Source organism: Corynebacterium sp. A21, assembly GCF_052266655.1.
Lineage (GTDB): Bacteria > Actinomycetota > Actinomycetes > Mycobacteriales > Mycobacteriaceae > Corynebacterium.
Window position 1 is genome coordinate 160481 of sequence record NZ_JBQPQY010000002.1, and the last position, 22057, is coordinate 182537.

17 protein-coding genes are annotated in these 22057 nt (G+C 62.5%); 11 read left to right on the plus strand and 6 right to left on the minus strand.

Annotated features, from left to right (window positions below):
- Positions 1-37: 37 nt before the first annotated feature.
- Both ACTU46_RS04875 and ACTU46_RS04880 read right to left on the minus strand, forming a co-directional pair.
- Entirely contained in the window at positions 38-832 is a 795-nt protein-coding gene (locus ACTU46_RS04875; protein WP_443379857.1) for an SWIM zinc finger family protein, read from the minus strand.
- Entirely contained in the window at positions 829-3897 is a 3069-nt protein-coding gene (locus ACTU46_RS04880; RefSeq protein WP_443379860.1) for a DEAD/DEAH box helicase, read from the minus strand. The genes ACTU46_RS04875 and ACTU46_RS04880 overlap by 4 nt, the downstream gene beginning before the upstream one ends.
- Positions 3898-4300: 403 nt before the next feature.
- On the opposite strand from ACTU46_RS04880, the gene putP reads away from it, so the two are divergent.
- From putP to ACTU46_RS04895, 3 genes are all read left to right on the plus strand, one after another.
- Positions 4301-5884 (plus strand): sodium/proline symporter PutP, encoded by a 1584-nt coding sequence (gene putP, locus ACTU46_RS04885; protein WP_443379863.1) that lies wholly within the window; start codon positions 4301-4303, stop codon positions 5882-5884.
- 113 nt (positions 5885-5997) lie between these two features.
- A complete protein-coding gene (locus ACTU46_RS04890) occupies positions 5998-6663 on the plus strand; it encodes an HNH endonuclease family protein (RefSeq protein ID WP_443379866.1) in 666 nt (221 codons plus the stop codon).
- A 64-nt stretch (positions 6664-6727) separates the two neighbouring features.
- Positions 6728-7210: a DUF2269 domain-containing protein gene (locus tag ACTU46_RS04895; RefSeq protein WP_443380400.1), complete on the plus strand. Its 483-nt coding sequence runs from the start codon at positions 6728-6730 to the stop codon at positions 7208-7210.
- 572 nt (positions 7211-7782) lie between these two features.
- On the opposite strand, the gene ACTU46_RS04900 is transcribed toward ACTU46_RS04895, so the two are convergent.
- Complete coding sequence (locus ACTU46_RS04900) at positions 7783-9813, minus strand: DEAD/DEAH box helicase (protein WP_443379869.1); 2031 nt, start codon at positions 9811-9813, stop codon at positions 7783-7785.
- A gap of 192 nt (positions 9814-10005) precedes the next feature.
- On the opposite strand from ACTU46_RS04900, the gene ACTU46_RS04905 reads away from it, so the two are divergent.
- Both ACTU46_RS04905 and solA read left to right on the plus strand, forming a co-directional pair.
- The gene (locus ACTU46_RS04905; protein ID WP_443379872.1) at positions 10006-11433 is read left to right on the plus strand and encodes an amino acid permease; all 1428 of its coding nucleotides are present in this window, start codon (positions 10006-10008) and stop codon (positions 11431-11433) included.
- Between the two features lie 218 nt (positions 11434-11651).
- Positions 11652-12869 (plus strand): N-methyl-L-tryptophan oxidase, encoded by a 1218-nt coding sequence (gene solA, locus ACTU46_RS04910; protein WP_443379875.1) that lies wholly within the window; start codon positions 11652-11654, stop codon positions 12867-12869.
- 75 nt (positions 12870-12944) lie between these two features.
- On the opposite strand, the gene ACTU46_RS04915 is transcribed toward solA, so the two are convergent.
- The gene (locus tag ACTU46_RS04915; protein ID WP_443379878.1) at positions 12945-13310 is read right to left on the minus strand and encodes a DUF4440 domain-containing protein; all 366 of its coding nucleotides are present in this window, start codon (positions 13308-13310) and stop codon (positions 12945-12947) included.
- Between the two features lie 574 nt (positions 13311-13884).
- Between ACTU46_RS04915 and hutG the strand changes: the two genes are divergently transcribed.
- From hutG to ACTU46_RS04930, 3 genes are all read left to right on the plus strand, one after another.
- Positions 13885-14808, plus strand: a complete 924-nt coding sequence (gene hutG, locus ACTU46_RS04920; protein ID WP_443379880.1) for a formimidoylglutamase — start codon at positions 13885-13887, stop codon at positions 14806-14808.
- A gap of 195 nt (positions 14809-15003) precedes the next feature.
- Entirely contained in the window at positions 15004-15519 is a 516-nt protein-coding gene (locus tag ACTU46_RS04925) for a GntR family transcriptional regulator (protein WP_443379883.1), read from the plus strand.
- 65 nt (positions 15520-15584) lie between these two features.
- A complete protein-coding gene (locus tag ACTU46_RS04930) occupies positions 15585-15743 on the plus strand; it encodes a hypothetical protein (RefSeq protein WP_443379886.1) in 159 nt (52 codons plus the stop codon).
- A gap of 49 nt (positions 15744-15792) precedes the next feature.
- Here the strand turns inward: ACTU46_RS04930 and ACTU46_RS04935 are convergent, their stop codons facing one another.
- Positions 15793-16485, minus strand: a complete 693-nt coding sequence (locus ACTU46_RS04935) for a tyrosine-protein phosphatase (protein WP_443379889.1) — start codon at positions 16483-16485, stop codon at positions 15793-15795.
- A 470-nt stretch (positions 16486-16955) separates the two neighbouring features.
- Between ACTU46_RS04935 and ACTU46_RS04940 the strand changes: the two genes are divergently transcribed.
- From ACTU46_RS04940 to phnE, 3 genes are read left to right on the plus strand one after another with little or no spacing between them, the layout of a single operon-like run.
- Positions 16956-17912: a phosphate/phosphite/phosphonate ABC transporter substrate-binding protein gene (locus ACTU46_RS04940; RefSeq protein ID WP_443379892.1), complete on the plus strand. Its 957-nt coding sequence runs from the start codon at positions 16956-16958 to the stop codon at positions 17910-17912.
- A 48-nt stretch (positions 17913-17960) separates the two neighbouring features.
- On the plus strand, positions 17961-18797 hold the full coding sequence (phnC, locus tag ACTU46_RS04945; protein WP_443379895.1) for a phosphonate ABC transporter ATP-binding protein: 837 nt from the start codon (positions 17961-17963) through the stop codon (positions 18795-18797).
- Positions 18798-18810: 13 nt separating this feature from the next.
- Positions 18811-20559 carry a phosphonate ABC transporter, permease protein PhnE gene (phnE, locus tag ACTU46_RS04950; protein ID WP_443379898.1) on the plus strand — a complete coding sequence of 583 codons (1749 nt, stop codon included), beginning with the start codon at positions 18811-18813 and terminating at the stop codon, positions 20557-20559.
- 132 nt (positions 20560-20691) lie between these two features.
- On the opposite strand, the gene ACTU46_RS04955 is transcribed toward phnE, so the two are convergent.
- A complete protein-coding gene (locus ACTU46_RS04955) occupies positions 20692-22026 on the minus strand; it encodes an alkaline phosphatase PhoX (protein ID WP_443379901.1) in 1335 nt (444 codons plus the stop codon).
- Positions 22027-22057 lie beyond the last annotated feature (31 nt).

A 22057-nucleotide genomic window follows, 5' to 3' on the forward strand; every position in this document is an offset into this window, starting at 1 on the left:
CCGGACACGGCGCCCGGACAGCCACAAAAACACGATGCTACCTGGTCAGATGATCGTACATATCCTCAATATCAGAGACCGCGCGCAACTGGTCCACCGCAGTGTAGGACACCAGCCGCATCGCCCGGTGCAGGGCATCCAGATCGGAATCAGCCAGGGCGGAGGCCGTCTTCGGATCGGGCAGATCCGGCAGCTCCCGGCCATTCCAAAAGCGTTCATCAGAGGAGTAGGCGGATTCCTCACCGATGAGTGCGGCGGCCTCAGCCACCGCCTTCTCCAGCTGCACCAGATCCAGGCTGCGGAGCCGAAAGACCATCATGGGATCGGCATCCATCTTGGTGGCGGCGATATCCGCCACCGCCACGGCATGCTTGCAGGCCACCGCAGAATCAGGGCAGTCGCAGTAGCAGCGGATATCCTCGCCCGGTCCGGTGAGCAGAATCTCCAGCAACTCGCGGTCCACCTCACCGTTCTGGGCCTTCTTGAGCCCATTGGTGGTATCTGCCAGACCGGCGGCGATCTCGGCGATGTCATCGGTGCTGCGGTAGGGCAACTGGAGAGTGACATGGAAGGGTTCATTCTGGGAACCGGCGACATTGGCGTGGATCCGGCCGGACTGGACCTCCAGGCCCAGAACATTGCCGTTGCGGGCGTAGCTCTTGCCGCGGCTGATGCGCCCGGAATCGGACTTCGAGTTCACGGCATTGAGCAGCCAGGTGGCAGCCCGGGACATGCCCAGGGTGCTCACCGCCGCGGGGGTGACTTCATCAACCTGGGTCTTGCGGCCGAAGTTGGCGTAGATGACATTGTCCATCTTGGGGTGTTCGCTCATCGGGAGGCCTCCCTGCCTCGGTAGCTCATCAGTTCTGTCAATTCCTCCGGATTGAGCTCGGTGATCCAGCCCTCGCCCTGGCCGATGACGGCACCAGCCAGGTGCATCTTGCCGTCGAGGATGTCCTGGATGGATTCCTCCATGGTGCCGGCGGTGATCATCTTGAACACCTGGACATTCTTCTGCTGACCGATGCGGAAGGCCCGGTCGGTGGCCTGGTTCTCCACCGCCGGGTTCCACCAGCGGTCCATGTGCACGACGATGGAGGCCGCCGTCAGGTTCAGACCGGTGCCGCCCGCCTTCAGGGAGAGGATCATCGCGGTGGGGCCATTATCTGATTGGAAGCGCTCGACCATGGTATCGCGCCCGGTCTTGGTCACCCCGCCATGCAGGAAGGGGATGTTCTCCCCCAGTCGCTCACTGAGGTAGGGCGCCAGCAGGTCACCGAAGGCACGGTACTGGGTGAAGATCAGCATCTTCTGGCCGGATTCGATGGCGCCGTCGAGCAACCGGATCAATTCCTCGACCTTGCCGGAGCGGTGCCGGCCGCGGGTGGTCACCGCAGAACCATCGCCGAGGTAGTGGGCCGGGTGATTGCAGATCTGCTTGATACGGGTGATCGTCGCCAACACCAGACCGCGCCGGGCGATGCCCTCGCGCTCCTCCAGCTGCTGCTGCACACTGGTGACCAGGGCCTTGTAAAGGGCGGCCTGCTCGGAGGTCATGTTCACGGTGAGGATCTGCTCGGTCTTCTCCGGCAGGTCATCGATGATCGTCGGGTCGGTCTTGAGGCGTCGCAGGATGAAGGGGGCGACCAGGGCGCGCAGCCGGTTGGTCATCTCCTCATCCTCATCGCGCTCGATCGCCTTGGCGAAGTGATTGCGGAAGAAGCTGGCGGAGCCGAGCACACCGGGGTTGCAGAAGTCGAGGATGGAGCGCATCTCGGAGAGCCGGTTCTCCACCGGGGTGCCGGTCAGCGCGACCCGGTGCCGCGAGGGCAGGGAGCGCACCGCCTTCGCGGAGCGGGTGGTGGAGTTCTTGATCTGCTGGGCCTCGTCCAGCACCACGCGTTCCCAGCTGATCTCACCGAGCTCGGCGAAATCCCGGGTGACCACGCCATAGCTGGTGATCACCAGATCATGCTCCTGCGCGGCGTCGATAAGCTCCTCCCCCTTGAGTCGGGTGGTGCCGTGGTGGACGGCGACGCGGAGTGAGGGGACGAATTTCTCGGCCTCGCGGGCCCAGTTGCCCACCACCGAGGTGGGCACCACCACCAGGGTCGGGCCGGTGTCGCGCTCGGCATTTTCCACGGCCAGCAGGGCCAGCAGCTGCAGGGTCTTGCCCAGCCCCATGTCATCGGCCAGGACGGCGCCGAGGTTGTTGCGGGACATCCAGTAGAGCCAGTCCACCCCCCGGCGCTGATAATCACGCAGCTCGGCGGTCACGGTCGGCGGAAGATCAATACGCTCCGGTGCCGGGGTATCCGTGCCACCGAGCAGGGAGGAGAACCAGGTGGAGCCGGTAAATTCCACCGGCTCAGCGGCCACGGCCTCGAGTGCCAGTTGGCGCAGCTCGGCGATGGTGACCTCGCCAAGCCCCTTGAAGGCATTGTTGAACTCCTCCCGTTTGACCTCGAGTTCCTCCATGAGCAGCCCCCAGCCGGGGCGATCCTCGGCTTTGGCCAATTCCACCTGCATGGCGAGCTTGTCCAACTCGGTGCGACGTCGCTTCTGCGAGGTTTTGGAGAGCTGATCCATATAACCGGTGATGCGGCTCAGTGCCTGTGGGTCCGCCATGACCCACTCACCGCGGAGCCGGATCAGACCGGATTTGGAGTTGACCAGCTCAGTCATTTCCGCATCGGTCAGATCCACATCACCGACGGAAAGCCGCCAGTTGTACTCCACCAGCTGATCCAGACCGATATGTGCCTTGGTGGAGCCCACCGCTGGGTCAGTGGCCTCGGAGGTCTCCAGCCGGGCCGTGGTCTCATAGTTTGACCAGGCCTTGGGCAGCATGACGTTGAAGCCCGCGTTCTTGAGCAGGGGGACATCCCGGCTGATGAACTCAATGATTTCAGAGGTGCTCAGCGCGACATCCCAGTCCCCGGAATCCGCTTCGCGGGGGGCCGGACGGATGCCGGGGTCGAGCAGATACGTGACTTCCAGGGCCCTTCGGTGACGCTCACGGAGCTTCTCGATGCTGCCGCGATCCAGATCGGACACCCGGATCGGCACCGGGGAATCCACGCCGGAACGCACCTGCAGCCGGATCGGCCAGGTACTGTCCGCCGGATCCGCCGCCTCGGAATCCGCCGGCGGCTGCTCCACGATGAAGACCAGTTGCAGGTCCACCGAGGTGATGGAATCCTTCCACTCGTTCAGGCGACCCAGCAGGTTAGCCCCGCCGCGACGTAGCGGCTGGGAATGCATGAGTGACTCAGAGAACTCATGCCAGGGATAGGGCCGCGTGGTCTCCGCGAGATCGGCGAGCATGGAATTGGCGATCCAGTGCGGCAGGACCTTCATCAGGTCCTCCACCAGAATCGAATTATTGCGGGTGAGGATCCCCGGTGCCGCGGCCGCCATCTCCGCGACCCAGCCCCGCTCCCCCAACCCGGAGGCCAGCTGCCACTGCGGCCACCACTGATCGTCCTCATAGGCGAGCTTGAAGGTCACCCGACCGGCGCGGACGAAGCGGGTTAGCCCACCGTACAGCCGGATCAGCCAGTAGAGGTCCGGGGCGATGGCCAGGCGCTGGGCCTGGGTGGCTGCCGGTGAGGGCTGGTCCAGGAAGGCCAACTGAGCGAGCACCTGTACCGCCTGCTCGGGGGCGTGGGCGGCGGTCGGGATCACCAGTTCCACCTCCCGCCCCTTGGGGGTGCGCAGGTTAGCGCGGAGCCGGTGGCGGAATTTCTTATCGGAAAGCAGGTGGTCGGCAGCGGCGGGAAAAGTGCCGGCGGGCACGCTGCCGGGCACCACAATACGGTGCCCATTCACCTGTTCGATCCACAAATGGAGTCCGGACCCCCGTATCCAGAGTCCATGCAGCAGGTGAGAGGTCATAAAGACCTTTCTACCAGCCACCCCGAACCCGCTGCCAAAGCGCACGCCACTGCACCCCCTGTTCGAACTCTCTTCGCTTATCGACGCCGCGACCGCGGCCCGCTTCCCGGGGCCCGGATGCAGACCGCCGGATCATGCATGGAAAGAAGGATCGTTACAGTTCCGTGATAAGTGCAGGTGACCAACGGAAACCGCCCCGAAACCTGTGGAAATACTGTCAGAATGAACCTCACCAGCATTTGAGGCCCAGACCACACTCGCCCTAACGTCGAACAGTGCCCTCTTCTACTGAAGCGCTAAACACAGTAGCTTGGAGTGAGTGATTAGGAACACATATCGTTTAAAACCTTCCCATTAAGACGAGTCCAGCAACCCCGGATCAACTACCACTGAGGAGGACCCGGTGTCACAAGCAACCTGGTTCATCATCGCCATCGTCACCTACATGCTGGTGATGTTGGCGATCGGCTTTTGGAGCTACACCAAAACAACTAAATATGATGATTATGTGCTCGCCGACCGCGGCCTGCACCCCTTTGTCGCCGCACTTTCAGCAGGCGCCTCAGACATGTCCGGCTGGCTGCTCATGGGCCTGCCCGGAGCGTTGTTCGTCACCGGCATGTCCGAACTCTGGATCGGTATCGGCCTGTTGATCGGTGCCTGGGCCAACTGGACCTGGGTGGCGCCGAAACTGCGCTCCTACACCGAGGTAGCCAACAACTCGATCACCCTGCCCTCCTTCTTCGAGAACCGGCTCCGTGACAAGTCCCGCGCCCTGCGTTCGGTCTCCGCAATCATCATCATCTTCTTCTTCACCTTCTACGTCTCCTCCGGCATGGTCGCCGGTGGCCGTTACTTCGAGTCGACCTTCGGTGGCGAATACCTGATCGGCCTGCTGGTCGTCGGCGCCGTCACCGTCTGCTACACCTTCGTCGGCGGCTTCCTGGCCGTCTCCTACACCGATGTGGTGCAGGGCCTGATGATGTTCGGCGCCCTGATCATCGTGCCGGTCATGGCCCTGATCACCCTGGACAACCCGAGCGATATCTTCACCTGGGCCACCGAGAACACCTACGGTCCGCACGAGGGCGGCAACCCGACCTACTGGTCCATGATCTCCGGGGTCTCCGCCGCCGCGATCATCGGTAACCTCGCCTGGGGACTGGGCTACTTCGGCCAGCCCCACGTCGTGGTTCGTTTCATGGCGCTGCGCACTCCCGCAGATGCCAAGCAGGGCCGTCTCATCGGCATCGGCTGGATGTTCCTCTGCATTGTCGGAGCTACCGCCACCGCCGTGATCGGTACCGTCTTCTTCTCCCAGAACCCGGATTTCTCCATCGTCGACCAGTCCGCCTTCGAAACCATCTTCCTGGACATGGCCCGCCTCCTCTTCCACCCGCTGATCGCCGGTCTGGTGCTCACCGCCGTGCTGGCGGCCATCATGTCCACCATGTCCTCCCAGCTGCTGGTGGTCTCCTCCTCGCTGATCGAGGATCTCTACAAGATCTTCAAGAAGAATCTGCCCAGCGAAAAGTTCCTCATCAATCTCTCCCGCGCCATGGTCGTCATCGTCGCCCTCCTCGCCGCGGCGCTGGCCATCAACCCCAGTGACTCCATTCTCGGCCTGGTGGGCTTCGCCTGGGCCGGTTTCGGCTCCGCCTTCGGCCCGCTGATGCTGGCCTCGCTCTACTGGAAGCGCCTCAATGTCGCCGGCGCCCTGTCCTCCATGGTCATCGGTGCCATCGTCTCCACCGGTTGGGGCATGACCGGCGGCAGTGACATCATCTACGAACTCGTCCCGGGCTTCCTCGTCTCCACTATCGTCCTGGTCGTGGTCTCATTGCTGACCAGCCCGCCGAAGCCGGAGATCCTCGAGGAATTCGACGAAGCCACCCGACTGTCCAAGATCACGAAGGCCAACCCCGATCTGGACATCTCCACCGCGAAGGAGAAGATCAGCACCGGCGAGGTCACCGACCACAGCTAACCCGCCCGCGACTCCCCAGCCTGACCCCCTCACCGCCCAGCACGTTCGCGGGCGAGGGGGAATAGCGCTACCCACCTGGAACCACCGCGGACTCCCCCGGGGTCCAAGAGGGTATGGATCCCAAGCGTCTATATCTCCGGCTGCTGACTTTGGCCACGGCAGCACTCCTGATTGCCGCCCTGCTCCCCTATCTCTCCGATGGACCCGAGCCGCCCGGCGGGTCGCCGCCACGCTTAGCCGACTCCCTGGCCACCGTCCCGCCGGTCCCCCAACGTGTCCGCATCCTCGGCTATGAGCGCGAGCACTTCGGCTCCGGCTGGGCGCCAGCCCCGGTGCCCCACGCCTTCTGCACCACCCGGGACCTGATCATCGCCACCGCAGTCGCACAGCCCCCGGGGCCGGACTGCTCGGCCAGCGGCGAAACGGTAGATCCCTACACCGGGAAGGAGTTAGACATCAGCCCGGATGCTGAGCCCGTGGAGATCGACCACATCCTGCCGCTGAGCGCCGCCTGGGATCTCGGGGCCCACGCCTGGAGCTTTGAAGAACGCCTGAGTTTTGCCAACGACCCCCGCAACCTGGTGCTCACCTCCCGGAAAGCCAACCAGCAGAAATCCGATCTGCTCCCCGCCACCTGGCTACCGGAGGATTCGAAGGCGCGATGCTGGTACGCCCGTCGACTGGCCCACGTGGCCGCGATCTACGCCCTGCCGCTTCCGGCGGAAGATCTCAGAGCGATGAAGATTCAGTGCCGACTTAGCGAAATCATAGGCGGTTGAATAGGCTGGACCACTGAATCAATGATCACCCAACAGTCCTCTGAAAGGCCCGATTCACTCTATGATGTCCACCATTTTCATCTTCCTGCACGTGCTCACCGCCGTCCTCTTCCTCGGCCCGGTCACCTACGCCACCTCCTCCTTTCATGTCCGCGCAGTAGAAGCCCACAGCGGCTCCGGCAAGGACGCCGATAAGGCCGCCGGCATGGCCAAGCTGCTGCACAAGGTCACCAACACCTATGGCATGCTCTCCCTGCTCATCCCGATCCTCGGTGTCGCCGTGATGTTCACCAACACCGCTTATTGGAAGATGGGCAACTTCCACGCCTCCATCGCCCTGGCCGTGATCGCCTGGGCCCTGCTGCTCTTCCTGATCATCCCGCGCCAGAAGAAAATGGTGGGCGCGCTGGGTCTGCTCGACGCTGAGGACGCAGCAGGCAAGACCTTCGAGATCGCTGACTGGAAGAAGGCCAAGGGCCAGCTCTCCATGTTCGGTGGTATCTTCGCCCTGCTCTGGGTGATCATCCTGGTGCTGATGTTCCTCTAGAATATTCCGTGCCCAAGCCCTCGGTCGAATCCTCTGACCGGGGGCTTTTGCCATGCGCGGGGTGCTGTTTGGATTCGAGTGGTGGCGGTACTGCGCCTGCAGAGAAGATCCTGGGCGGCTGCGCGGCCGCCCTGCTTCCTGCCCCGGCATCAGGTTGTTTGGGACGTGCTTCGCTGGAACGTGCTCCGCTGGGACGTGCAGGATCACCATCTGATAGTCAACTCCACCGCCCTGACTGTTCTATGGTCAATGATGGCCGGCAGCCTGTGGAATTCCGCCACGATGCCTGAGCCATGAATCCGATAACAGAGAAAGTCAGTAGGGAAATAAGGAACTCACCATCATCCGCAGCTATGTCACGGCGAAGTTCGGGAGTGAATCAGCTGAGCAATAAGCAGGATGCCCTGGAACCAGGCGGTGCGGGATGGCCTTGAGAAGTCCTCAGCGCACCGCCCGCCCCCACCCCAAAAGCACAAGAGAGCCCGTCTCCTTGCCCCGCAAGGGGGAAGGAAACGGGCTCTTTTGAAGGCTTGTGATCTCAGAACGAGATCAGACTACGATCTCCGGGGAGATTAGTCGCGCCAGCCGCCACGGCCACCACGATCGTTGTCGCGTCCGCCACGGTATCCACCGCGGTCGCCGCCACGGCCACCACGGTAACCGCCACGGTCGCCGTCGTCGGAACGAGGGGATTGACCATTGTCGGGCTCGATGTTGATCAGCTGCCCCGAGATGCGGGTGTCAGCCAGACGTCCGAGGACATCCTGGCCGAGGCCCTTGGGCAGCTCAACCAAGGTGTGGTCCACGGCGATGGTGATGCGGCCGAAGTCCTTGGAGTTCAGACCACCCTCGTTAGCCAGGGCGCCGACGATGGCACCCGGACGAACCTGCTGACGCTTACCAACGGCAATGCGGTAAACCTGCATGTCGGCGCTGCGCTCGAAGCGAGAGCCACCACGGTCCCCGCCACGATCTCCGCGGTCGCCACGATCCCGGTCACGGCCGCCACGGCGGTCATCACCACGACGATCGTCGCGTTCGAAGCGGTCACGCTTCTGCGGCGGCAGATCCTTGAGGAGGAAGTCCTCACCAGCCTGAGCCTGGGTAGCCAGAGCAGCAGCAACATCCTCCAGCGGGACGTCATGCTCCTCGGCGTAGGCCTTGATCATGGTGCGGAAGACATCGATCTGCTTGTCCTCGAGGGACTTGGTGATCGAGTCGGTGAACTTGACCTTACGGCCCTCGTTCACGTCATCAACGGAAGGCAGTTCCATCTCAATGAGCGTTGCGTTGGTCGCACGCTCGATGGACCGCAGCATCCGGCGCTCACGCGGGGTGACGAAGAGGATTGCCTCGCCGCTACGACCGGCACGGCCGGTACGGCCAATGCGGTGGACGTAGGACTCGGTGTCATTCGGGATATCGAAGTTGAGCACGTGAGAGATGCGCTCAACGTCAAGACCACGGGCAGCGACGTCGGTGGCAACCAGGATGTCCAGGCGGCCGTCCTTGAGCTGGTCCACGGTGCGCTCACGCTGAGCCTGGGCGATATCGCCGTTGATGGCTGCAGCGGAGAATCCGCGGGCGCGGAGCTTCTCGGCAACTTCTTCGGTCTCGTGCTTGGTGCGCACGAACAGAATCATTGCTTCGAACTTGGTGACCTCGAGGATCCGGGTCAGCGCATCGAGCTTGTTGCGGTGTGCAACGTTGAGGTAGCTCTGCTTGATGTTGGTTGCCGTGCGGGTCTCGGACTTGACCGAGATCTCGCGGGGATCATTCAGGTACTGCTTCGAGATCTTGCGGATGCCATTGGGCATCGTTGCAGAGAAGAGAGCGACCTGCTTGTCCTCGGGGGTGTCGGCGAGAATACGCTCGACGTCCTCCTGGAAGCCCATGTTGAGCATCTCATCTGCCTCGTCCAGGACGAGGAAGCGCAGACCGGAGATGTCCAGGGAGCCCTTTTCCAGGTGGTCGATGACACGACCCGGGGTACCGACGACAATCTGTGCACCACGGCGAAGGCCGGAGAGCTGAATGCCATAAGCCTGGCCACCGTAGATCGGCAGCACCTGGATCTTGCCCAGGTGATCGGCGAAGGACTGGAAGGAGTCAGCAACCTGGAGCGCGAGCTCACGGGTAGGTGCCAACACGAGAGCCTGCGGGCTGCGCACAGAAGGATCGATACGGGCGAGGATCGGCAGCGCGAATGCTGCCGTCTTGCCGGTACCGGTCTGCGCGAGACCGACGACATCTTTGCCGTCCATCAGGACCGGAATGGTCTGGGCCTGAATAGGTGAAGGAGTTTCGTAGCCGATCTTCTTGACGGCTGCTAGAACCTCAGGAGGAAGTCCGAGGCTGTTGAACCCGGTGGAATCGTTGTCCGCATCCGCGGAGCCGGTGGCCTCAGAAGTGTTCGCATCCCCGTTATTCTGGTCCGCCTCTACCTCAGCTGCGTCGTCCTGGCCAACAGCCAGAACTTCCTCAACGTTGGTGGGTGCGGATGCAGCGTCAACTGCACTATCCTGCGAAGTTTCCTGAGAGTCCGACGAAATAATGTTGTCCGGTTCTTCTACGCCACCGGCGGCGTTATCGGTAATGCTCATTGCTGAGAAACTTTAGTGCATCTTTCTCGATAAAGCTATTCCTTTAGCAAATTAACCAACATGATCTAGCCCACCCGTTTCTTTTTGCCAACCAACCCAGCGTAAAGTCAAACGCCGTCACATCACCTCGAAGTCCCGACGGAACATCAGCCGACACGGACTCAATTAACGAGCAAAGTAGAGGTTCTACCTGTGGTTTCCCCGACGGGCACAGCTGCCGCCGCACCACCCACCGAATTCAAGCGCCGCGGACTGAAAGCCCGCCACATTCACTTCATCGCCCTTGGTTCAGCGATCGGCACGGGCCTGTTCTACGGTTCCGCCGGCGCGATCCAGGCAGCCGGCCCTTCCGTATTGTTGGTTTATCTGCTCGGCGGCGCGGTCGTGTACTTCATGCTCCGGGCCCTCGGCGAGATGTCCGTGCACCACCCGGTGCGCGGTTCCTTCGCGGTGTACACCCGCGCCCACCTGGGTGGTTGGGCCGGCTATATCACCGGCTGGATGTTCGCCTTCGAGATGTTGATCGTCTGTCTGGCCGACCTCACCGCCATCGGCATCTACATGAAGTTCTGGTTCCCGGACTCCCCACAGTGGATCTGGGTGGCAGCGACCCTGCTGATCGTCGGCGGCGCAAACCTTGCCAGTGTGCGCTGGTTCGGTGAGCTGGAATTCATCTTCACCATCATTAAGGTCACTGCGGTGGTGGCGATGATCCTCGGCGGTGCCGCCATCCTCGCTTTTGGTCTGGGCACCAGCTCCGAGGTATCCGGTATCTCCAACCTCTGGGAACACGGCGGCTTCTTCCCGAACGGGGTCGGGGGCATGATTGCCGCCTTCATCCTGGTGCTCTTCGCCTTCGGCGGCACCGAGATCATCGGCGTCGCCGGCTCCGAGGCGGAAAATCCCGCCAAGGCGATCCCGAAGGCTGTTAACACTGTCCCGGTACGCATCCTCCTCTTCTATGTCGGTGCGATCCTGGTCATCCTGGCGCTGAACCCCTGGCCGAGCATCACCGGCGAGGAATCCCCCTTCGTCCAGATCTTCGACACCCTCGGTGTGAACTGGGCCGCCGCGCTCCTCAACGCCGTGGTGATCACCGCCGCCCTCTCGGCCATCAACGCGGATCTCTTCGGTGCCGGACGCGTGCTCACCGGCCTGGCCAAGGAGAACCTGGCCCCGAAGGCCATGGGTAAAGTCACCAAGTCTGGTGTTCCGGTGATGACCACCGCGATCCTGCTGATCGTCCTGGTTGCCGGCGTCATCCTCAATGCCGTGCTGCCGGAGGAGGTCTTCGTCATCGTCGCCTCGCTGGCCACCTTCGCCACGGTCTACGTCTGGCTGATGATCCTGCTCGCCCAGGTCGCCTCACGCCGCCATATGGATGCGGCCGAGGTGAAGAGCCTGAAGTTCCCGGTCCCCCTCTTTCCTTATGGCCAGTACTTCGCGATCGCCTTCATCATCTTCACCTTCGGCATCATGATGTGGTTCTCGAACTACCACCTCGCCCTCGGTGTGGGTGTCGGCTTCCTGGTGTTGATGACGGTGCTCTACTTCGCCACCGGCCGCCCCAAGGCGATCGCCCCGGTGAATTATGAGGAACTTGATCCGCTGAAGGATTAAAAACCCGCGTTTATCGGCGCGCTGCTTATCGACGCCCCGCCCAGCTCACGCTGGGCGGGGTTTGGCGTTTTTCCTGATCAGCGGACCCCTCGCTGGGTGGGTTCGGGCGACCTGGGGTGAGGCCTTTCCGCATCCGCTGCGACCGGGCACAATAAGACCAGGCAGCCGGAAATCTTCGGTCCCATCGCCCTCTGATAATCCGATCAGGAGCCACCACCATGAAACAGCACCCCGAGGCCGCAGAATTGAGCGGCACGGTCTACGACGCGATCATTATCGGGGTCGGTGCGATGGGCTCCGCCGCCCTCGACCACCTGGCCCGGCGCGGACACCAGGTTCTCGGTATTGAGCAGTTCACCATCGCCCATGCCCTGGGATCCAGCCACGGCGGCTCCCGGCTGATCCGCCAGTCCTATTTCGAACACCCCGACTATGTGCCGCTGCTGCGCCGCGCCTATGAACTCTGGGATGACCTGGACACCTGGCAGCGCGAACGGGGCGGAGCCGGACTGTTCTTCCGCACCGGTGGCCTCTACATGGGACCTGCCGCCTCCCCCACCTTCGCCGGATCGCTGCTGGCCTCCCGGATCCACGGGCTCCCTCACCGGGTGCTCAAGGACGCAGAGGTGACCGCTGAATTTCCGCAGTTCACCCCGGCTGCGGGCGAGGAGGCCCTCGTCGAGGACAACGCCGGCTACGTCATTCCGGAAGCCACGGTGCAGGCCCAGGTGGATCGGGCCCGCGAGCACGGCGCCACCGTCCTGGAGAACACCAGGGTGCTGCGCACCGAGCAGCTACCCGGAGGCGGTATTGCGGTCCACACCAGCACCGGGATATTCACCGGAAACCGGGTCGTGGTCACCGCCGGCGCCTGGGCTCCGGGGATCCTGGCAGAGCTACGCATTCCGATGAAGGTGGAACGCCAGGTGATGTACTGGTTCCGGCCCACCACCCGGCAGGAAGATTTCCGCACCGGACCGGTGTACGTCCACGAGACTGCCGCGGGTGAACAGATCTACGGGTTCCCCTCCATCGACGGCCCCCGGGGCGGCACGAAGGTGGCCTTCTTCCGTCGGGGATCGGCGGCGGATCCGGACCGGCTCAACCGGGAGGTCAGCGAGGATGAGCAGACCGCCATGCGCGAACGACTCTCCCGCACCCTGCCGGACCTGGGTGCCGGTGAGTTCGTCGAGGCCAAGGTCTGTATGTACACCACCACCGCAGACGAGCATTTCGTCATCGGCCGCGATCCGCGCCCCGGTCGGGAGGCCTTCATCCTGGCCTGTGGTTTCTCCGGGCACGGCTTCAAGTTCGTGCCGGTGGTCGGCGAGATGCTCGCCGACCTGGTCGAGGGGGACAGTCCGGACTGCGGGGTCCCGATGTTTGATCCGCTGCGTTTCTCCGAGGTCCGCGCCACCGTGGAACAGTCTGCCTGAGCAGTGCTCATCGATGCCCCGCCCGCAGTGGACAACTAGCTCGCCGGGGCACTCGCCAAGGCCGGGGCCGAGGTCCTAAACTGCCAGCGGCGTCAGCACCGCAATTCGCCACTCCCCTGCATCCTCGATCAGCTGGTAGCAGAACCGCTCCCGGACCTGGCCGTCATAGCTCCAGGCCACGTCGACCCACAGTGATGAGGGAGCTTCCCCCACCACATGGACCTCATTGGTGAGGGATTCAACGCCCTCGTATTGCTCCCAGGAAGCGGCGAAGAACTCCTCGGCTTGTGTTCGCTCGCTGACCGGGACTGAATTTCCCGGGAAGAGGATCAGTGCCGGGACCGCGTAGAGTTCCGCAAGGCCGGCAGCGTCTCTGGCCAGCAGAGCCTCGGCGTATTGGACGAAGAAGTCGTGGACGAAGGCGGGAAGCAGTTCGCTCATGTTTCCAGGGTACGCCAATACTATGAGCTGGCACACCCACAGGAATCCTTCAGGGCGACAGTACGCGCTCCAACCTCATCTCGGTGCACCCCGGCTGCCCCGGGGCGTAGACCTCAGCCACCGCCCGCCGAGGTGTCCCGCTGGCCGCAGTACCTACATGAGGATATGGCCCGGCAGGATGATCAGATCCCGACCGACGGCTGATCCCGAGGCTGGAAGTGGCTAAACATTGGCACCCCCACCGGCACCCCAATAGAAATGCCCCTCACCATCACCTGGAACCAATTCTTATCGGACGTCAAGCCGCCCATAGCGGAGAGGGCACACCACATTAACGTCACACTAGCGGCCACCCAAAAGGCGGCCTACCTGCAAAAATGGCGTAATTTTCATACATTCTCCATCCCATTTGGAGGTGTTCATCGCGCCTGGCGATCATGCTGCCAAGCAGCAAAAATCCTCCCCTTTCACCCATAAAGTTTCCTGGGCAAAAGTTAGGGGTATTCAGAAATTTTGAGCCTCCCCCACCTTGAGATGATGCTACCTCCGAACTTTTCAAATAGCCTCAACGGGTATGACGGTTACCATCCGGGAATTTTCCCCCACTGCCTGGGTCGGCCGCATTGATGGCCCCGGCCCCGAACACGCACGTTGGAACTCAGCCATCTCGCCCGTCGAGGATTTTCCCGGTGCCACACTCATCGGATTCGCCTCTGACGAGGGCGTCCGCCGTAATCATGGTCGCGTCGGTGCCGCTGATGGCCCTGCCGCCATCCGCACCGCACTCGCTTCCTTGGCCATCCACGACGATATCCCGCGTTATGATGCCGGAACCATCGTCGTCCAGGATGGTGCCCTCGAGGATGGCCAACGCGAGCTCTCCAACACAGTCCTGGATCTCATCGAAGATGGTCATCTCGTGGTGGCGCTCGGCGGCGGGCACGAAACCGCCTTCGGTTCCCACCGTGGCCTGCGCGCCGCGGTCGGCTTGTCCACCATCGTCAACCTCGACGCCCATCTCAATCTGCGCAAGTCCTGCCAGGCAAGTTCGGGAACCCCTTTCCAGCAGATCGCTGAATTGGAGGGAGAACACTTCTCCTACAACGTCTTCGGCATCTCCCGGCCCAATAACACCCGCGCGCTTTTCGATGTCGCGGCTAAACTCGGCGTCGGTGTGACCACCGATGACGAGCTCGCCGAGATGACTCCCCGCCAGGCCGCCGAGGCAGCACTTGCCGCCGTCGAAGGCCACGAACACATCCACCTGAGCATCGACCTCGACGTGCTACCCGCCTGCATCGCTCCCGGGGTCAGTGCCCCAGCCGCCGTCGGTGTGGATCTGGCGCGCATCCGGGCCATCGTCAAGGCGCTGGCCTGCACCGGCCGGCTGAAGCTTATCGACGTCGTGGAACTCAACCCCCGCTTCGACATCGACGACCGCACCGCACAGGCCGCCGCCCGACTGATTGAGGATGCGATCTCCTCTTATCGGCAGTAGGTGGCCGTGCCATAGGGACCCCATATCGCACCGGCAGGTGCGCGATCAGGGATCTGCGTTTCCAACCCCCTCGACCCGGAAGTTTCGGCCCCAACAACTAAGCTGAGCGCTGAACGTCAGCGGACAGTCGGTGAAGATCCAGCGCACCGTCATGTTCTGACGCGCCATCGCTGCCGATTCGAAAGGGTTCCTCCCGTGGAGCATCTACCACCCCTGGGCACGCCAGATAACCCAGCGCATTCCGGCCAGGAGATCGCCGAGGTCCTCACCGCCGAGATCCGGCACTTGCAGCCTGGAGCCCAGCTACCCACGGAACATGAGCTGATGTCCCGATTCGGTGCGAAGCGGGCAGCGGTACGCACTGCTCTGGAGAGCCTGGAGGCCCGGCTGCTGATCAAACGCGTTCGCGGTATCGGAACGTTCGTCAATGATCGCTTCGACTATCTTCTCTCCTCAGATGCCGCACTACTCTCACTCCATGAGGTGGTGCAGCCCACCGGAGCCTTGAGCGAAATGCGGGTGATATCCGTGGATCGGGTTCCCCTCCCCGAGCATCAGGCGCAGCGCTTTAATGTGACGGATAATAGCCCGCTGCTGCGACTGACCCGGATCGGCAGCATCAATGGGGTGGAGAGCATCCACACTCAGACTTTGCTGCTCCACCCGCTCTCCAAGAAATCGATGCCGCCCTCCCGGTGTTCAAGTCCCTGACGGAATCAATCCGATCCTATGGTTTTAATCCGAAGCGAAAACAGTCGGTGGTCACCGTGGAGGATATGCCCACTGAGGCCTGGCGGGTTATGAATCTGGAGAAGCCGAGCCTGGGTTCCCACGTCGAGAGCCTGATGATTGACTCAGAATCCGAGGTACCTCTCCTCCTGAGCGATACCTGGTTCCGGCTGGATGCTGTCCGGCTGACCTTTACCTACCGATAAAGCCCAACCCAACACGCCAGGCACAGAGGCCGCCAACAATACCTCGCGGCTATCGGACCAGGTGTTGGCTGAGCAGGGCCGCCGAAGAGTCACCGAGTCCATGGTCTGCCAGGTAGCTGGCGATCCCACCGCGCTGGTTGATCAGCATCTCAGTCAGGTCTAGACAGGACTGCCGGACATCAATCATCACGTTGATTTCAGCACCGGGGAGCCGATTGGCCTCCGGAAGCCGGCCCCGATCCCGGAGGTACCCAGCTCCCAGCATCTCGGAGGATTTCAGGTAGTCAGCGACGATATCCTTCTTGTCTGCGCCCAGGAGAGCAAGCAGCAGGGCGATCACTACCCCGGTCCGGTCTTTTCCGGCCGTGCAGTGCACCAGGATCCCACCGTCCTGCTGGCTTGCCTCGGCGAGGAAGTCCACTGCCTTCCCCAGTTGATGTCCATGGTTTTCCACCATGACGCGGTAGACATCATCGAGCTCGGACCAGGAGGTGTTGGCCAGCTGGTTCTCGAAGACCGGGACCGAGGACACGTTGAAGTGGGTGGCAGGCCAGGCCTGGGTACTGCTTCGCTCAGCATCTTCCCGAAGATCGAGAACCCACCGGATTCCCAGCTCTTCATGGACTCCGAGGAAATCTGTGTCTTTGGCGAGTGGGCCAGCGCTGCGGTAGACCGTCCCCGGTGCAATGGCTCCGCCGTTCACGCGAATCCCCTCGAGGCTCCGCAGGTTATGCAGGTACATAAGTTTTTCATTCCTTTAATCTCAGTCGGGTAGCTCAAGATATAAATGATACCGGTTCATTAATGGGATTTCAGACACAAATCTATGTGAATTATTTTCTTCAAAACCAAACTCAGCTCATTCAATGTGCGCTAACATACCTTGACATAGCGCCTGCTCAATGGCAATAACCTGGGACTTCTTTCGCCAATAAGGAAGAATCGTTCGCCATCTGTTCATGAAGCTTCAAGGGCAAAATTAACATCAGGTTAATGGTGATATCTCATGTCAGACAACCTTTTAAAATGTTAATAGAAACGTTTCATGAACGATCCCTTACCGATGCTTCAGTTTTGTTTACACGGTGAATGATGTCGTTGTTCCATTGAAAGCCATTGCGCTACCTCCCCAGTCCTCTCAGCGCTGCTGGGCCCATCCCACATCGGGTGTCATGCCGGAGGAAGGTACCGCCCAAATTTTTAAGGATGATCATGTTCATCTCCCCCAAGAAGAACGCCCACCGCATTGCCCTGGCAGCCATGTCTGTCGGCGCACTCTTCGCGCTGACCGCCTGCGGCCAGTCTGCCGTCTCATCTGAAGCTTCCAGCGACTCGGAAGGCTCAGACACCCTGGTCTTCGCGGCTGCCCCCGGCGAGGACTCCACCGCAATCTCCGATGACTTCAGCGTGATCATTGAGGTCCTCGAAAAGGAGCTCGGTGTCGATGTTGAGTTTCAGCAGGTCACCAGCTACGCCGCGCTGATCGAGGCGCAGGCGGCCGGCCAGGTCGATATCGGATCCTACGGCCCCTTCTCCTATGTTTCGGCTGTCGATTCCGGAGTCGACGTCACTGCGGTGGCCACCTCCGCCGACTCCGCCACGGACCGCGCGAGCTACCAGTCCTTCGGCATCGTCCCCGCCGACTCTGATATCACTGATATCGCCGGTTTCAAGGACAAGACGGTCTGCTTCGTCGACCCGACCTCCACCTCCGGCTACCTCTACCCCAGCGCTGGTCTTCTGGAAGCCGGCATCGACCCGGAAAATGATGTCGAGCCGGTGTACGCGGGCGGGCATGATGCCTCCGCGATTTCCGTGGCTTCCAACAGCTGTGATGCCGGTTTCGCCCATGATGGCGTGATGGGCAGCCTGATCGAGGACGGCACCCTCCAGGAGGGCGACCTCGAGGTCGTCTGGGAGTCCGAGGGCATCGTCTCTGCTCCGGTGGCGGTGCACAACCAGCTCGGAGAGGAGAAGGTCGCGCAGATCAAGGAGATCTTCACCACCATGATCAACAAGGAAGCGCTCGTCGAGAACGGTTACTGCACCAGCGAGGATGACTGCAGCCTGCCCCAGGACCGTTGGGGCTACATCGACGTGGAGGATTCCAGCTACGACGGTGTCCGACGCGTCTGCGAAGTCACCCAGGCTGAGGCCTGCGCGGCTTAATTTCTTCCCCGCCCACGCGTCCTGACTCAGTTCGAAAGGATCACGCTGATGTCCGAAACCACCCCTCCCCACATTGTGCTGAAGAATGTCTCCAAGGTGTTCAACGGGGATGTCCACGCACTCAATGATGTCAATCTCTCTTTTGGGTCAAAGCAGGTGACCGTGCTGCTCGGGCTCTCCGGTTCCGGCAAGTCCACCCTGCTCCGCCACCTCAACGGGCTGCATAAGCCCACCAGCGGAACCGTCGAGACGCTGGGGGTGCGGGTGGATACCGCCAAGGAGTCCCAGCTGCGCGCCCTGCGTCGCGACGTCGCGATGGTCTTCCAGCACTTCAACCTGGTCGGCCCGACCTCCGTGCTGGAAAATGTCTGCAGCGGCCGGCTCGGCGCGCTCAACGGTCCCCGCCTCGGCCTGTTCATGTACCCGAAGAAGGTCCGGGAGGCAGCGATGGAGCATCTGGCCCGCGTCGGACTGGCCGATAAGGCCTTCCAGCGCGCGGACACCCTCTCCGGTGGGCAGCAGCAGCGGGTGGCCATCGCCCGCGCCCTGATCCAGGAGCCGAAGATCATGCTGGCCGATGAGCCGGTGGCTTCCCTGGACCCGGTCTCCTCCGCCAGCGTGATCGACCTGCTCGCGCAGATCGCGCGGGAGGATGATCTCACCGTCATCTGCAGCCTCCACCAGGTGCAGGTGGCGCTGGGATTCGCCGACCGGATCATCGGTCTGAATTCCGGACAGGTGGTACTCGACGCGGACGCCCAGAGCCTCAGCAAGGAAGCGGCCCTGGGCATCTACGACCGGGTCAGCTCCGCGTCAGTGGAACAGCCGGTCCAGCAGTCCACCGAGCAGTCTGTCGGTGGCCCTGCTGTCGCCGCGATTCGTTGATGGGGCCGCGCACATGACCACTTCCCTTTCGGCTGCCCCGCGCAGTTCCGCCACTCAGGTCCCGACGAAGCCCCGCCCTTCGTTGGAGAGCAACCTGCTGCGCATCGTCCTCCTGGTTATCTTCGCCGCGGCGGCCTGGTCCGTGTGGGACCTGAAGATCAACCTCGCCACGTTCGTCGATTCCTTCAACAACGCCGTGGATTTCATCGCCGATATCTTCCCGCTGGATTTCCCGAGCTTCGGCGAGATCCTGGAAGCCACGCTGACTACCCTGGCCATCGTCTTTTTGGCCACGGTCCTAGCCGTGCTCCTGAGCATCCCGCTCGCGGTATTCGCGGCCTCGAACACCACCACCGGCAATGGAGCGCGCCTGACCTCGCGTGCTCTGATCGTCGTCACGCGTGCGATCCCGGACCTGGTGCTGGCGATCCTGTTCTTCCGTATCTTCGGCCTCGGTGGCCTGCCTGGTGTACTGGCGCTGGGTATCGGTTCCATCGGCATGGTGGCCAAGCTCTATGCCGATGCCATTGAGCAGGTCGATCCGGGTCCCAGTGAGGCGCTGCGGGCCGCTGGAGCGGGGCGGGCCCAGTTCGTCATCACTGCGATCATTCCGCAGTTGATGCCGCAGCTGATCGCCACCGCACTGCACCGCTTCGATGTCAACCTCCGGGCCAGCGTGATCCTCGGCTATGTCGGCGTCACCGGCATCGGCATGGAGATCTCCAACAGCCTGAACACCCGTAACTACTCCGAGGGCATCGCCTGGGCACTGATCGTCCTGGTGCTTTGCCTGATCACGGAGATGGTCTCCGGTTCCGCTCGTGCGGCTCTCCTGGGCAAGGACACGGCCAAGTCCCAGGGCTTCTACGGGGTCTTCTGGAAGTCTGCCGACCGGCTGCGTGGCCGCACCACCGCCTCCGCGGAGAAGTCCGGGAAAATTGTGCTGGGCTACGAGGTGCCCCGCACCCCAGCTGGTGCGATCCAGGTCAGCCCTCATTGGACTGCGGGCCGAATCCGTCGGGTTCTTTACCTGGTCACGCTCGGTGTGCTCGTTGCACTGGCGGCCATCGGTGCCGATATGTTCTCCAATGACCCCTTCTCACGCTTGTCGACGGTCCCGCACACCATCGGTCTGTTCTTCCCGCCCTCCGATGGCGACCTGGGTCCGACGCTGTGGCTGGCCATGCTTGAGACCATCCAGATCGGGCTGGCCGCCACCCTGATGGGTTCAGTCCTCTCCATCCCGATCGGTATTCTGGCAGCCAAGAATGTGTCCGGCAGTGCGCGGGTTCAGGGCTTCTTCCGCGGGGTGATCGTCTGTATCCGCGCGATCCCGGATCTGATCCTGGCCATCATCCTGATCGTGATCACCGGTCTCGGCCCCGTGCCGGGTGCCATCGCCTTGGCCATCGGTTCGATCGGTCTGCTCTCCAAGCTACTGGCCGACTCCATCGAGGAGACCGATACCGACGTGCAGGAGGCGCTGCGTGCCAACGGCGCCAACCGCACCCAGGTGTTCTTCACGGCGACATTCCGGCAGGCGATGCCCTCCTTCGTGGCGCACGTGATTTACCAGCTGGACAACAATATCCGCGCCGCCACCCTCCTGGGCATCGTCGGTGCCGGTGGTATCGGCTTCTATCTGCTCAATGCCTCGAGGGTCATGGCTTTCGACACGGTGACCTACATGCTGATCATGATCATCGCGGTCACCCTCGCCCTTGAGGGCCTGTCCATGTGGGCCCGGCGCGTGGTCCGCTAGACAACGCTTATCGACGCCCGCGAACCACCCGGTGCTGAGCCGCTGAGCCCTGAGACACGAGAACACCGCCCGAAGTGATTCGGGCGGTGTTCTCGTGTCGGTGCCTGGGGCGATAAGGCTGCTCAAGCAGTCTTAGAGCGCGCCGTTCTCCCAGGGGCCGGTGATGGCGTAGGTGATACCCGGGGTCTGGACGTTGAAGAAGAGGATCTTGCCGTCCGGGCTGAAGGTGGCACCGGCGAGCTCGCTGCTGCTATTGGAGTTCAGCTCAGCCAGGTCGAAGATCTTGCCGTCCGGGGTGATGCCGCGCAGGAGGTCCTTGCTGCTGCCGTCCTCGCAGAGCACCAGGCCACCGGTGTTCGGGGAGACACACAGGTTATCCGGGCTTTCCAGAACCTCGGGATCGGTGGACTCGTAGACCAGCTCAAGCTGGCCGCCGGAGTTGCCGCGCGGGGTGTAACGCCAGACCTGGCCCAGGCCGGCGTCGCCACCGCTGGTGGAGTTGATGTAGATCGAGCCCTCGCCGTACCAGGCGCCCTCGAGGCGGTCGAAGACGGCGCCGCCCTGCTCCCAGCCCTGCTTGAACACGGCCAGGCTGTCGGAGCTGTCCGGATCCGGATCGTTGATGTCGACCCACTCGACGGGCAGCGGCTTGGCCACCCGCTGGCTGAAGCGGGTGTCATACTGCGAGCGTGCCTTGATGGCCATCATCTGGAGCTGGCCACCGGCGACCAGGTTGTCGCGGTCATTGGGGATGAAGCGGTAGAAGCCGGAGGTGCCACGGTCCTCAGTCTCGTAGATGATGCCGGTCTCCGGATCCACGGCGATGGCCTCGTGGGTGAAGCGGCCCATCGCCTTGAGCGGGACGGGATCAACCGGCGAGGTGGCGTCCGCCGGCACCTCGAAGATGTAGCCGTGCGGGTGTGCAACATCGAGACCGGTGAAGGTTTCCTCACAGGTCAGCCAGGTGCCGGCCGGGGTCGGGCCACCGGCACAGTTGCGGATGGTGCCGGTCAGGGAGGGGTGGGTGGCCACCAGTTCCATCTTGGAGGGATCGAAGACGAGGTTGGTGGTACCGCCGGCAGCTGCCGGATCGTAGCTGTTTCCACCGAAGGCTGCGCCCTGGGAGTTCTCATGGTTGCGGACCAGGTTGATCATGCCGCCGACACCAGCGAAAGCCGCCATGCCGTCGTGCATACCCGGGGTCGGGGTGCCATCGCTCATCGGGGTGCCGGTGTGACCGATGGCCACGTAGGTGAAACCGGCGGGCAGGAGCAGTTCCCCACCCGGTGCCGGCTGCAGCGGACCATAGCCACCGTTATTCGGAGCCTGCATGGTGTCCTTGCCCTGCAGACGTCCCTCGGCTGCGTGTGCGGTGGTTCCCATCAGTGCGGCCAGCGTGGCGGCAGCAGTTGCCACGCCGGAGGCCTTCAGAAATCCGCGACGGTTGAATCCTTGGTTCATGCTCATCTCGCTTTTGTCCTCACCGAAATCGGCTCCG